Here is a 12,280-nt window from a genome sequence, read left to right on the forward strand (position 1 = left end):
TTTACGACCGCGACACATATCCGAAACGGAACCCGTGGAGGTTGGGAAGTCATGTGCGGAATCGGTGGCGAGCTGAGGTTCGACGGCCGGGCGGCCGACCCCGGGGCCGTCCGGGCGATGCTGCCGTGCCTGGAGTCGCGCGGCCCCGACAGCGAGGGCCTGTGGCACCGCGGCGCGGTCGCGTTCGGCCACCGCCGGCTCAAGATCATCGACCTCTCCGAGGCCGGCCACCAGCCGATGACCGACGAGCAGCTCGGCCTGACCCTGGTCTTCAACGGCTGCATCTACAACTACCGGCAGCTGCGCGAGGAGCTGCGGGGCCACGGCTACACCTTCGTCTCCACCTCCGACACCGAGGTGATCCTGAAGGCCTACCACCGGTGGGGCGCCGACTGCGTCAAGCACTTCCTGGGCATGTTCGCCTTCGCCGTCACCGAGCACGCCACCGGCACGGTCATGCTCGCCCGCGACCGGCTGGGCATCAAGCCGATGTACCTCGCCGAGTCCCCCGGCCGGCTGCGGTTCGCGTCGACCCTGCCGGCCCTGCTCGCCGCCGGCGACGTCGACACGTCGCTCGACCGGGTCGCGCTCCAGCACTACATGACGTTCCACTCGGTGGTGCCCGCGCCCCGGACGATCGTCTCCGGCATCCGCAAGCTGCCGCCGGCCACCGTACGCATCATCAAGAGCGACGGTACGTCCACCTCCACGGTCTACTGGGAGGCGTCGCACACCCGCGTCGACGCGCCCTCGAGCCGGCCGGAGTGGGCGGAGGCGATCCACGCCGGGCTGCGTACGGCGGTCGAGCGGCGGATGGTCGCCGACGTGCCGGTCGGGGTGTTGCTCTCCGGCGGGCTGGACTCGTCGTACATCGTCGCGCTCCTGGCCGAGCAGGGGCAGCGCGGGCTCACCACCTTCTCCATCGGCTTCGAGTCCGCGGCCGGCGAGAGCGGCGACGAGTTCGCGTACTCGGATCTCATCGCCAAGCAGTTCGACACCCGGCACCACCAGATCCGGATCGGCCGGGGCCGGTTCCTGCCGGCCGTGGCCCGCACGGTCGCGGCGATGAGCGAGCCCATGGTCAGCCACGACTGCGTCGCCTTCAACCTGCTCAGCGAGGACGTCTCGGAGCACGTCAAGGTGGTGCAGTCGGGGCAGGGCGCGGACGAGATCCTGGCCGGCTACAGCTGGTACCCGCCGCTGGCGGACGTGCCCCGGGACCGGGCCGTGGACGCGTACGCGAAGGAGTTCTTCGACCGGCCCCACGCCGAGCTGGCCCGGCAGCTGAACCCGGAGTGGCTCCTCGGCGACGACGTCAGCCGGGAGTTCGTCGCGGCGAGCTTCGCCCGGCCCGGCGCGACCACCGCGGTCGACGCGGCGTTGCGGCTGGACTCGCAGGTGATGCTGGTCGACGATCCGGTCAAGCGGGTGGACAACATGACGATGGCCTGGGGGCTGGAGGCGCGCGTACCGTTTCTGGACCACGAGCTGGTCGAGCTGGCGGCGGCGTGCCCGCCCGAGCTCAAACTGGCCCAGGGCGGCAAGGGAGTGCTCAAGGACGCGGCCCGCGGGGTCGTGCCCGACGAGGTGATCGACCGCACCAAGGGCTATTTCCCGGTGCCGGGCATCCGGCACCTGGAAGGGCCGATGCTGGAGATGGTCCGCGAGGCGCTGCACGCCCCGGCGGCCCGCGCGAGGGGACTTTTCCGGCAGGAGTACGTTGACGCGTTGCTCGCCGACCCGAACACTCCTCGTACGACCCTCGGGGCGAACCAGCTGTGGCAGCTCGCACTGCTGGAGATGTGGTTGCAGGACAAGGGGATCTAGAAGCCGGAGGAGGACCTGTATGACCGGTCAGCTCAACCGTGTCGACGTCACCGTGCTGCCCGCCGGGTGGCTGACGAAGGGCTCCTACCCGTCGGAAGTCAGCGGCAGCTGGTCGCCGGCGTTGTCGCCGGACGGCCGGCACATGGCGTACGTGTCCGACCGCAGCGGCACGCCCCGGGTGTGGGTGCAGCCGGTCGGCAGCGAGCTGACGTTCCTCGTCGACACGGGTGAGGAACCGGTCCAGTCGGTGCACTGGTCCACCGGCGGCGGCTGGCTGGCCTGCGTGATCGCCCCCGGAGGCGCCCCGCGTACGGAGGTGTGGCTGGTCCGCCCGGACGGCTCGGCGCTGCACCAGGTCGCCGGCTTCGGCGCGGACACCGCGGAGAACGTACGCTGGCTGCCCGGCCGCCCGCTGCTCGCCCTGACCGAGAACCTGGCCACCACCGTGCTCGTCGACGCGGAGCACGGCACCCGCGAGGTGGTCACCGAGGGTGAGCTGGTCTCCCTCTTCGACGTCTCGCCGGACCGCCGCCGCGCCCTGCTGCGCCACGGCCCCCGCGGCGGCCGCTACGTGGCGGTGCGCGACCTCACGACCGGGGTCGAGGAGTACGTCACCAGCGGCGAGCAGGCGTGCTTCGCCCCGGACGGCGCGATCTACGCGCGCGGCGACGCCGGTGAGCGGCCGGTGCTGCTGCGCGCCCGGGACGGCCACGCCGAGATCCTCGCCGAGTCGGAGACCGCCGAGGTGGAGGCGTTCGCGCTGACCTCGGACGGCGCGAAGGTGGCCGTGCTGTGGAACGCCGGCGGCGGGATGTCCGAGCTGACCGTACGATCCGCGGCCGGCACCACCCGCGTGCCGCTTCCGGGCTCGGTGGTCTCCGGCCTCGGGTGGAGCCACGACGGCAGCACCCTGGCCTTCACCGCCGAGGGCCCTGGTCAGCCGCACGGCGTCTGGGTCTGGGACGGCGGGCCGCCGCGCGCGGTCTCGGTCGAGGAGCCCGCCCCCGGCGCCGTGCACCCGGTGCTGCGCCGGTTCCCCTCGCACGACGGCCTCGAGATCAGCGGCTGGTTGTTCGAGCCGCCCACGCCCGGCCCGCACCCGGCCGTCGTCTGGCTGCACGGCGGCCCGGAGGCCCAGGAGCGCCCCGGGCACGGGCCGCTGTTCCAGTCCCTGGTCGACCGCGGCATCGCGGTGTTCGCGGCGAACGTCCGTGGCTCCTCCGGCTTCGGCCGCGGCTTCGTCAACGCCGACAACGGCCCGCTGCGGTGGGGCGCCGTCGCCGACGTGGCCGCGTGCGTCGCGCACCTGGTCGGGAGCGGGGTCGCCGATCCCGCGCGGGTGGGCTGCATGGGCCGCTCGTACGGCGGCTACCTGACGCTGGCGGCGATGACGACGTACCCGGAGCTGTTCGCGGTCGGCATCGACGTCTGCGGCATGGCCAACTTCGCCACCTTCTACGAGCACACCGAGCCGTGGATCGCCGCCGCCGCCGTCGCCAAGTACGGCGACCCCGTCCGCGACGCTGCGCTGCTGCGCGACCTTTCGCCGATCACCCGGATCGACCGGCTGCGCGCACCGCTGATGGTGGTGCACGGCGAGAACGACAGCAACGTGCCCGTCATCGAGGCGGAGCAGGTGGTGGCCGCCCTGGCCGAACGCGGCGTCGAGCACCGGTACCTGCTCTTCCCGGGCGAGGGCCACGAGTTGCTGCACCGCTCGTCGCGCGCGGAGTACCTGCGGGAGACGGTCGGCTGGCTCACCCGGCACCTGCGGGCGCCCGCCCTGCTCGGGGTTGATCTATGACGGGGCACACGCCCGGTTTGTGACGCTCCTCGTTGGCGATCGCCGTCGGTCCGCGAAAGGGTGGGTCGGTACGCGAGCGGACGGAGTGGGTTACATGCTGGGCGGTGCCCGGGCCTGGGCGGTGTGGACCGCCGGGCTCTCCGCGTACATCGTGGCGGTGCTGCACCGGACGTCGCTCGGGGTGGCCGGGCTGGACGCGCAGGAGCGGTTCGGCATCGGCGCGGGGGCGCTGGCCTCCTTCGCGGTGCTGCAGCTCCTCGTGTACGCGGCCCTCCAGGTCCCCGTCGGCCTGCTGCTCGACCGGTTCGGCTCGCTGCGGCTGGTCGTCGCGGGCGCGCTCGTGATGGCGTCCGGGCAGGCCCTCATGGCGGTCAGCGGCGACCTCGGCGGGGCGGTGGCGGCCCGCGTGCTGGTCGGCGCCGGCGACGCGATGACCTTCATCAGCGTGCTGCGCCTGGTGCCCCAGTGGTTCCCTGCCCGGCGGGTCCCGGTCGTCACCCAGCTCACCGGCATCGTCGGGCAGCTCGGTCAGGTGCTCAGCGCCGTACCGCTGGCGGCCCTGCTGGCCGGCGCCGGCTGGACCACCGCGTTCGTCTGCGCGTCCGCCACCGGGGTCTTCGTCGCGATCGTCGCGCTGGTCGCGGTGCACGACAGCCCGGGGCGCCGGATCAGCTCGGGCGACGCCGTCACCGCCCGCCAGCTCGGCGCCGACCTGGCGAGCGCCTGGCGGCATCCCGGCACCCGGCTCGGGCTGTGGACCCATTTCACCACCCAGTTCCCGGGTACGGTCTTCGCCCTCATGTGGGGCTACCCCTTCCTGATCGCCGGCGAGGGGCTGTCCCGGGGCGCGGCCAGCTCGCTGCTGACCCTGTTCGTGCTGGTCGGCATGGTGGGCGGCCCGATGCTGGGCGTCCTCGTGCAGCGCCACCCGATGCGCCGCTCCTGGCTCGTGCTGGGCGTCATCGCCGCCAACGCGCTCGGCTGGGGTCTCGTCCTCGCCTGGCCCGGCCGCGCCCCGCTCGCGGTCCTGCTCCTGCTCGTGGTGGTGCTGGGGCTGGGCGGGCCGGGCTCCATGATCGGGTTCGAGTTCGCCCGCACCTTCAACCCGCCCCACCGCCTCGGCACGGCCACCGGCATCGTCAACGTCGGCGGCTTCGTGGCGTCGCTGCTGTCGATCATGCTGGTCGGCCTCATCCTGGACGCCCGCACGGGCGGCCTGGCGGGCTACGACATCGCCGACTTCAAGGTCGCCATGTCGGTGCAGTACGCGATCGGCGCCGTCGGCGTGGTGGGCATCCTGCGCACCCGGCGGCTGGCCCGGCAGCGGATGGCGGCCGAGGGCATCCACGTCCGTCCCCTGCGCGAGGTTCTCGCCGAAAGAGGATGGTTTACCGCGGACCGGATCGGTAAAAGCTGAAGCTTCGTGCCCGGTTCGACAGTGTCTCGAAGAGAGGAGGACATGAGCGAGCAAGCGCCGGACCGGTTGTGGTCCGGGATCCAGATCAGCAAGGTCATCGCCGGCACCCTCGCCGCCGTGACCGCCGCGGTGCTCGGCTCCTTCCTGGGAGTTGCCGGCACCCTCGCCGGAGCCGCGCTGGCCAGCGTGGTCGGCTCGATCGGAACGGAGATCTTCAACAACTCACTGAAACGCAGCACCAAGCGCCTCCAGGAGGTGGCACCGACCTTCATCAGGGTCCCGGCCGCGGTGGGCACGCCCCCGGTCGCGGCGGCTACCGAGGAGGAGAAGCCCTCGCACACCGTGGCGCCGGAGCCCAGCCGCTTCGCGATCCGCTGGAAGCCCGTCGCGCTCGGCGCGGCCGCCGTCTTCCTGGTCGCCATGGGCGTGATCTTCATGGTCGAGGTGACCGCCGGCCGGTCGCTGGCGTCCCTCACCGGCCACGGGTCGAAGGCGGGCACGACGATCACCAGCCTCGTCTCCAAGAAGGACGACTCCGCCGCCAGGGACGAGAAGCCGGCTCCGAAGGTCTCCGAGTCGCCGGCGCCCGACGGGCCGGACGCCGCGGAGCCCTCGGCGACCGGGAGCCCGGCGCCCGGCACGACCGAGAGCCCGGACGCCCCGCCGACCACCTCGGCGACCGGCGAGCCCACCACGGCGCCGGCCACCCAGGCGCCCGAGCCGACCGGCGCCACCGGCGAGCCCGGGCAACCCGACCAGCAGATCGCGCCGGATCAGCAGATCGCACCGCAACAACCCGATCCGACGACCGAGTAGGAAGGCCGCCACCGTGAACGTCACCGAACTCCTCGCCGAGGCGTACGGACGCCTGCCCGATCTGGTGGGCACCGCCGTGGACGGCCTCGGCCCGGACGAGCTCCGCACGGCCCCGGACGGACGGGGAAACACGGTCGGCTGGCTGGTCTGGCACCTGACCCGGGTGCAGGACAGCCACGTGGCCGAGCTGCTGGACGAGGAGCAGGTGTACGTCACCGGCGACTGGGCGTCCCGCTTCGGCCGCAAGCCCGACCCGCGGGACACCGGCTACGGTCACGGTCCGGCCGACGTCGCCGCGGTCCGCCCGGAGAGCGCCGAGGCCCTGCTGGAGTACTACCGGGCGGTCCACGAGCGCACGATCGCGTACGTGTCCGGCCTCACCGGCAAGGACCTGGACCGCGTCGTCGACGAGGCCTGGGACCCGCCGGTCACGCTCGGCGTCCGCCTCGTCAGCATCCTGGACGACGACATCCAGCACGCCGGCCAGGCGGCGTACGTCCGCGGGCTCCTCAAGCCCTGACCGGCTCGCACCGCGGGGCGTGGCGCCCGGCCGGGCCGCGGGCGCCACGCGCTGTCCGGCCCGCTATCCGGCCTTCGGGGTCCAGGCGGGGTCGCGGCCGGCGAAGGCGATCACCCGCTCCAGCGCGGAAGCGTCCGGCGAGACCGGGAACTCGGGGCCGAACGGCATGCCGGGACCACGCCATTCCGGCTTGATCGTCTCCCGGTAGTAGGCGAGGGCCCGTTCGGCGGTCGCCTCGTCCGGCTGCCAGGGCAGGCCTGTCGCGGTGGCCAGGTCCCAGCCGTGGGTCATCACCTCGACTCGAGCCGGTCCGGCCCGGAGTAGGTGTGCGGGTCCACGCCCGCGGAAGCCGCACGGCTCCCACCCGGGGGAACCCCGCCGCGAACCGGGTCCGGCGTCAGCGGAACTCGCCGACCTGCCGGCTCCCCAGGACGCTCAGCAGGGCCAGCGACTCCGCGTCGCGCGAGCCCCGCGGCGCGGAGTAGAGCACGAGTTGCTGGTCGCGGTCGGTGAGCGCGAGCACGTCGCAGTCGACGGTGACCTCGCCGACCGCGGGATGCCGGAAGGACTTGCGCAGCATCGGCGCGTGCTCGACGTCGTGCCGTTCCCAGAGCCGCGCGAAGTCAGCGCTGCCGGCGCGGAGCTCGTCGACCAGGCCGTTCACCACGGGATCGGCCGGGTAGCGGGCCAGGGCGGCGCGCAGCTGTTGCACGGCGCTGTGCCGGAATCCCCCGTCGTCGACGACCCCGAACAGGGTCGCGTCGCCGTCCACCGGTCGCAGGAACGCCCGCCGGGCAAGGTTGCGGTCCCGCGGCGGTACGGCGGCGAAGTCCTCCATCACGGTCGCCGCGAGCTCGTTCCAGGCGAGCACCTCGAACGCCGCCGACAGCACGAAGCCCGCGGTCTGCGGCATCCGGTCGAGCAGGGCGACGATGCTCCGCCGCACGTCGCGGCGGTGCAGTCCGGTCCGGCTCGGCGCGGTGCCGGCGAGCACGTGGAGATGGTCGGACTCGGCGCCGGTGAGCCGCAGCGCGCCCGCGATCCCGGCGAGGACCTCGGCCGACGGGCGCGGCGCGCGGCCCTGCTCGAGCCGCACGTAGTACTCGGTGGAGATGTGGGCGAGCACCGCGACTTCCTCGCGGCGCAGCCCGGGGGTCCGGCGCCGCGGGCCCGCGGGAAGCCCGGCGTCCTCCGGCCGCAGCCGCTCACGCCGGCTGCGGAGGAACGCCCCCAGCTCCTGCTTGTCCATCAGCGGGAGGACGGCTCGGTCAGCGGCAGCTTGACCAGGAAGCGGGTGTCCCCCGGCCGCGACTCCAGCACGATGTCGCCGCCGTGGCCGCCGACCACGATCCGGTAGGAGATGTCCAGGCCGAGGCCGGTGCCCTCGCCGACCGCCTTCGTGGTGAAGAACGGCTCGAAGACCCGCTTGCGCAGCTCCTCGGGGACGCCGGGGCCGGTGTCGCCGATCGACACCACGACGTGGTCGTCCTCGCGGAACGTACGGACCGTCAGCGTTCCGGCGCCGCTCATGGCCTGCACCGCGTTGTCGATGATGTTGGTCCAGACCTGGTTGAGCTCCGCCGGGTGGGCCGGGATCTGCGGCAGGGTGCGGTCGTAGTCCTTGACCACCTTCACCCCGTTGCCGATCTTGTGGCCCAGCATCACGAGGGTGCTGTCCAGCCCGGTGTGCACGTCGATCCACTGGTGCGCCGCGCGGTCCAGCTGCGAGTACTGCTTGGCGGCCGACACCAGGGAGGAGACCCGGCTGGTCGCGTCCTCGATGTCGCTCATCAGCTGCTCGGTCTCGAGGGCGTACCCGATCCAGTGGATGGCCTGGTCGAGCAGCTCACGCGTGCCGACCTTGGCCTCGATGTCGTCGAGGCAGTCGATGTCCAGGCCGCCCTGGGCGAAGACCGGGGCGAGGTCCCAGCCGCCGGTGACGTTGCGCTGGTCCATCCAGTCGCCGAGCTCGTCCTCGCGGTCCGCGGCCTGCATGGCGGTCAGCGCCGGCGCCTTCGCGGCCCGCTCGATGACCTCCTCCTGGAGCTCGACGAGCGCGTCCAGACGGTCCGGGTCGACCCGGCCGGCGGCCAGCATGCCCAGCTTGTGCCGCATGCCGGCGACCCGCTGGCGCAGCGCACCGGTGGCCCGGGAGGCGGCCGCGGCCGGGTTGTTCAGCTCGTGCATCAGGCCGGCGGAGAGCGCGCCGAGCGCCATCAGCCGCTGCCGCTCGCTGATCGCCGCCTGGGTGTTGCGCATGCCGAGGGTGAGGCCTTCGAGCAGGTGGATCGCCATCGGGAACCACTCGCGCATCATCCAGGCGAAGTCGGCGGCGGACAGCACGAAGAAGTCGGCGTCGTCGAGCGCGCGCATGGAGGCCATGTAGCGGTGTTCGATGCCCTCGTCGCGGATGTACGCCTGGGTCGCGCCCATGTACACGCCGCGCTGCTCCGTACGCGTGGTCATCACGTCGTCCTGGCCCACCCGCCGGGTGAGCGAAATCGTGCCGCTGAGCAGGACGATGAACTTCTCCGCCGGATCGCCCTCGCGGAGCACGAGCGCGCCGGCCGGGGTGTGCATGGTGCAGCCGTGCGCGGCGACCCAGGCGAGCTGGTCGTCGGTCAGCTTCTCGAAGAGGAACAGCGTGCGCAGCTCGGCGGGCGTGAGCGTGCCGGGTTCGCAGGGCTGCAGGCGGATCTCCTCAACCTCGATGTCGCTCATCTACTGTGCCTCCAGGTAACGATGGACCAGCGTGACGGCCATCGCGCCCTCGCCGACCGCCGAGGCCACCCGTTTGACGGAGTTGGCCCGGACGTCGCCGGCGGCGAAGATGCCGGGAACACTGCACTCCAGGTAGAACGGATCCCGGTCCCGATCCCATCCCGATGGGCGTGTGCCGTTCGTCAACAGATCCGGCCCGGTGTAGACGAAGCCCCGTTCGTCGCGCGCCACGGCGTTGCCGAGCCAGTCCGTGCGCGGCTCGGCGCCGATGAAAACGAAGAGGTAGCCGCACTCGACGGTCGTCTTGAGGCCGTTCTTGCTGTCGCAGATCGTGATGGCCTGGAGATGCCCGTCACCCTCGGCCCCGACGACCTCGCATCGGGTCCGCACCCGCACGTTGTCGATCTTGTTGAGCTGCTGGATGAGGTAGTACGACATCGACGCCTCGAGGGAGTCGCCGCGGACCAGCAGGGTGACCGTGCGGGCGTACCGGGAGAAGAAGAGCGCGGCCTGACCGGCGGAGTTCGCGCCGCCGATGATGTAGACGTCGCTGCCGGCACACAGCGGCCCCTCGGTGGCGGCCGAGCCGTAGTAGACGCCGGACCCGGTCAGCTCGGCGACCCCCTCGGCGGCCAGCGGCCGGTACGCGACCCCGGTGGCCAGCACCACCGAGTGCGCGGACACCTCACCGCCGTCCGCGAAGGTCAGCGTGCGGGCCGAGCCGTCCGCCCGCAGCCCGGTCACCTCCCGGGTGTTGAGCACCTCCGCCTCGAACTTGCCGGCCTGCCGCCGGGCCCGGTCGGTCAGCTGGGCGCCGGAGATGCCGTCGGGGAAGCCCAGGTAGTTCTCGATGCGCGAGCTCTGCCCGGCCTGGCCGCCGACCGCCTGCCGCTCCACGAGCAGGGTCTTGAGCCCTTCGGAGGCCCCGTACACCGCGGCGCCCAGGCCGGCCGGGCCGCCACCCACGATGATCAGGTCGTAGAAGTCGCGGTGGGGCGCGGTGGAGAGGCCGGCCGCCTCGGCGAGATCCGACGGGCTCGGCTGGGCCAGCGCCCGGCCGTCGGCCGTCACCACGAGCGGGATCGACTCGGGGCCCACCCCGGCGGCGTCGAGCAGGCGGCGCCCCTCCGGGTCGTCCGCGCCGAGCCACCGGTACGGCACGAGGTTGCGCGCCAGGAAGTCCCGGATCTGGTACGACGGCTCGCTCCACCGGTGCCCGACGACGCGGATGTCCTCGACCTCCCGGTCGCCGGTCGCCTGCCACGCGTCGAGCAGCGCGTCGATCACCGGGTAGAGCTTCTCCTCCGGCGGGTCCCACGGCTTGAGCAAGTAGTGATCGACGTCCACCACGTTGATCGCCTGGATGGCGGCGTCGGTGTCCGCGTACGCGGTGAGCAGCGCCCGCCGCGCGTTCGGGAACAGGTCCATCGCCTGCTCCAGGAACTCGATGCCGTTCATCTGCGGCATGCGGTAGTCGGCGAGGATCACCGCGACCCGGCCGCCCCGGAGCTTGAGGTCGCGCAGGGCCTCCAGGGCGTCGGCCGCCGAGGCGGCCCGGATGATCCGGTAGTGCTCGCCGTACCGGCGGCGCAGGTCGCGGGCGATGGCCCGGGACACCGAGGGGTCGTCGTCGACGGTCAGGATGGCGGGGTGGCCCATATGAGTCCTCCCGGTCGGGGGTCGCTTCAGACGTACGTGAACGTGGGGGAACCGGCGACCTTGAAGGCCACCTCGTCCCGGAAGCACCACCACCAGTCCTCACCCGGCTCGTACGACTGCACGAGCGGGTGGTCCTCGGCGTGGAAGTGCGCGGTCGCGTGCTTGCCGGGCGACGAGTCGCAGCAGCCGACGTGCCCGCACGTCATGCAGACGCGCAGGTGCACCCAGCGGCCGCCGGCGGCCAGGCACTCGACGCACCCGTTGCCGGACGGCGTGACGTCGGCGGCCCGGTCGAGGTGGGCGCAGGCGGTCTCGGTCATCAGAGTTTCTCTCCAGTCTGGACTCCGGCGGCGAGCACATCGGTGAACTCCGGATGGCGCTCCACGTACCCGGCGACGAACGGGCAGGTCACCAGCACCGGCGTGGACCGGCGGCGGGCGTCGTCGAGGGCCGCGGCGGCCAGCCGGCCGGCCAGCCCCTGGCCCTCGAAGGCCTGGTCGATCTCGGTGTGGGCGAGTTCGACGCGCTCGCCGTGCCGGCGGTAGTGCAGGACGCCGGCCAGCTCACCGCCGAGCAGCACCTCGTAGCGGGACTGCTCGAAGCTGTCCACGACCACCGCGTCGCCCGGGTCGCCGCCGCCGACCTGGGCGCTGCCCTCCACCCGCAGCTTGCGCCGGGCCCGCTCGTAGAACGAGGTCCGGCCGAAGCGGATGACCTGGGCGGCGGCCGGCACCGGGATGACCCGCAGCTGGTCGCCGGCGCCCGCGTAGCCCTGGATGATGCCGTCCACCTCGATGGCGAGCCGGCCGCTGGTGGCGGCCACGTCGAGCTCGAGCTGCTCGTCCGGCGAGAGCATCAGCGAGCGGTTGAAGGACGAGTGCGCCGCCGACGCGCTGACCAGGATGCCCTCGACGTTGGGCGACACGATCGGGCCGCCCGCCGAGAAACTGTACGCCGTGGAGCCGGTGGGCGTCGCGACGATCACGGCGTCGGCCGCGTACCGGACGAAGTTGCTGCCCTCGACGTTGATGCCGACGTGGGCCAGGCCGTCGCCGGGCACCCGGACCAGCGCGATGTCGTTGAACGCGGACACCTCGCGGCCGTCGGGCAGGACCGTGCGCACCGCCGTACGCGATTCGATCGTGAAGTTGTGCTCGTCGATCGAGGAGAGCGCCCCGGCGAGATCGGGCAGGTCCACCTCGGCGAGGAAGCCCAGCCGCCCGACGTTGACGCCCAGGACCGGGGTCTTGCGCCCCTCGACCAGCCGCATCGTGCGCAGCATCGTGCCGTCGCCGCCGAGGCTGACCAGCAGCCCGGCGCGTTCCACCATCTCCTCGGCCGAGACCGCGACGGCGTCGCAGTCGATCCGGGTGATCTCGTCGTGCAGGCCCAGCACGGTCACCTCGCGGGACTCCGCCCAGCGGACGATCGCGTCGATGGCCGAACCGCAGTCCCGTCGCGGATGCAGGACCAGCCCGACGACCTTCACCATGCCCATGGCCCACCTCCTGTGCTC

11 protein-coding genes are annotated in these 12,280 nt (G+C 72.7%); 5 read left to right on the forward strand and 6 right to left on the reverse strand.

The features are described from left to right. Positions 1–51 precede the first annotated feature (51 nt). The 5 genes from CLV70_RS28575 (at position 52) to CLV70_RS28595 (ending at position 6,384) form a co-directional block, all read left to right on the forward strand. Complete coding sequence (locus tag CLV70_RS28575; protein ID WP_106129719.1) at positions 52–1,827, forward strand: N-acetylglutaminylglutamine amidotransferase; 1,776 nt, start codon at positions 52–54, stop codon at positions 1,825–1,827. A gap of 19 nt (positions 1,828–1,846) precedes the next feature. Beyond that, positions 1,847–3,631 (forward strand): S9 family peptidase, encoded by a 1,785-nt coding sequence (locus tag CLV70_RS28580; protein WP_106129720.1) that lies wholly within the window; start codon positions 1,847–1,849, stop codon positions 3,629–3,631. A gap of 94 nt (positions 3,632–3,725) precedes the next feature. Next, positions 3,726–5,048, forward strand: a complete 1,323-nt coding sequence (locus tag CLV70_RS28585) for an MFS transporter (RefSeq protein ID WP_106129852.1) — start codon at positions 3,726–3,728, stop codon at positions 5,046–5,048. Positions 5,049–5,090: 42 nt separating this feature from the next. Further along, a complete protein-coding gene (locus CLV70_RS28590; protein ID WP_106129721.1) occupies positions 5,091–5,864 on the forward strand; it encodes a hypothetical protein in 774 nt (257 codons plus the stop codon). 13 nt (positions 5,865–5,877) lie between these two features. Continuing rightward, positions 5,878–6,384: a mycothiol transferase gene (locus CLV70_RS28595; protein ID WP_106129722.1), complete on the forward strand. Its 507-nt coding sequence runs from the start codon at positions 5,878–5,880 to the stop codon at positions 6,382–6,384. A 63-nt stretch (positions 6,385–6,447) separates the two neighbouring features. Here CLV70_RS28595 and CLV70_RS28600 read toward each other — a convergent pair whose 3' ends face one another. The 6 genes from CLV70_RS28600 to CLV70_RS28625 form a co-directional block, all read right to left on the reverse strand. Continuing rightward, entirely contained in the window at positions 6,448–6,675 is a 228-nt protein-coding gene (locus CLV70_RS28600) for a DinB family protein (protein WP_106129723.1), read from the reverse strand. A gap of 106 nt (positions 6,676–6,781) precedes the next feature. Further along, positions 6,782–7,633, reverse strand: coding sequence for a helix-turn-helix transcriptional regulator (locus CLV70_RS28605; RefSeq protein ID WP_106129724.1), 852 nt, complete (start codon positions 7,631–7,633; stop codon positions 6,782–6,784). After that, a complete protein-coding gene (locus CLV70_RS28610; protein WP_106129725.1) occupies positions 7,633–9,105 on the reverse strand; it encodes an ATP-binding protein in 1,473 nt (490 codons plus the stop codon). Before CLV70_RS28610 ends, CLV70_RS28605 begins: the two co-directional genes overlap by 1 nt. Then, on the reverse strand, positions 9,106–10,764 hold the full coding sequence (locus tag CLV70_RS28615; RefSeq protein WP_106129726.1) for an NAD(P)/FAD-dependent oxidoreductase: 1,659 nt from the start codon (positions 10,762–10,764) through the stop codon (positions 9,106–9,108). A 26-nt stretch (positions 10,765–10,790) separates the two neighbouring features. After that, on the reverse strand, positions 10,791–11,084 hold the full coding sequence (locus CLV70_RS28620; protein ID WP_106129727.1) for a UBP-type zinc finger domain-containing protein: 294 nt from the start codon (positions 11,082–11,084) through the stop codon (positions 10,791–10,793). Further along, positions 11,084–12,262 carry an NAD(+)/NADH kinase gene (locus CLV70_RS28625; RefSeq protein WP_106129728.1) on the reverse strand — a complete coding sequence of 393 codons (1,179 nt, stop codon included), beginning with the start codon at positions 12,260–12,262 and terminating at the stop codon, positions 11,084–11,086. Before CLV70_RS28625 ends, CLV70_RS28620 begins: the two co-directional genes overlap by 1 nt. Positions 12,263–12,280 lie beyond the last annotated feature (18 nt).

It is taken from the genome of Pseudosporangium ferrugineum (assembly GCF_003002065.1).
GTDB classification, from domain to species: domain Bacteria; phylum Actinomycetota; class Actinomycetes; order Mycobacteriales; family Micromonosporaceae; genus Actinoplanes; species Actinoplanes ferrugineus_A.

Bases quoted from the DNA above. Each gene is read 5' to 3' on its own strand.
- CLV70_RS28575 (WP_106129719.1), top strand. From the start codon at position 52: ATGTGCGGAATCGGTGGCGAGCTGAGGTTCGACGGCCGGGCGGCCGAC.
- CLV70_RS28580 (WP_106129720.1), top strand. From the start codon at position 1,847: ATGACCGGTCAGCTCAACCGTGTCGACGTCACCGTGCTGCCCGCCGGG.
- CLV70_RS28585 (WP_106129852.1), top strand. From the start codon at position 3,726: ATGCTGGGCGGTGCCCGGGCCTGGGCGGTGTGGACCGCCGGGCTCTCC.
- CLV70_RS28590 (WP_106129721.1), top strand. From the start codon at position 5,091: ATGAGCGAGCAAGCGCCGGACCGGTTGTGGTCCGGGATCCAGATCAGC.
- CLV70_RS28600 (WP_106129723.1), bottom strand. From the start codon at position 6,675: ATGACCCACGGCTGGGACCTGGCCACCGCGACAGGCCTGCCCTGGCAG.
- CLV70_RS28605 (WP_106129724.1), bottom strand. From the start codon at position 7,633: ATGGACAAGCAGGAGCTGGGGGCGTTCCTCCGCAGCCGGCGTGAGCGG.
- CLV70_RS28610 (WP_106129725.1), bottom strand. From the start codon at position 9,105: ATGAGCGACATCGAGGTTGAGGAGATCCGCCTGCAGCCCTGCGAACCC.
- CLV70_RS28615 (WP_106129726.1), bottom strand. From the start codon at position 10,764: ATGGGCCACCCCGCCATCCTGACCGTCGACGACGACCCCTCGGTGTCC.
- CLV70_RS28620 (WP_106129727.1), bottom strand. From the start codon at position 11,084: ATGACCGAGACCGCCTGCGCCCACCTCGACCGGGCCGCCGACGTCACG.
- CLV70_RS28625 (WP_106129728.1), bottom strand. From the start codon at position 12,262: ATGGGCATGGTGAAGGTCGTCGGGCTGGTCCTGCATCCGCGACGGGAC.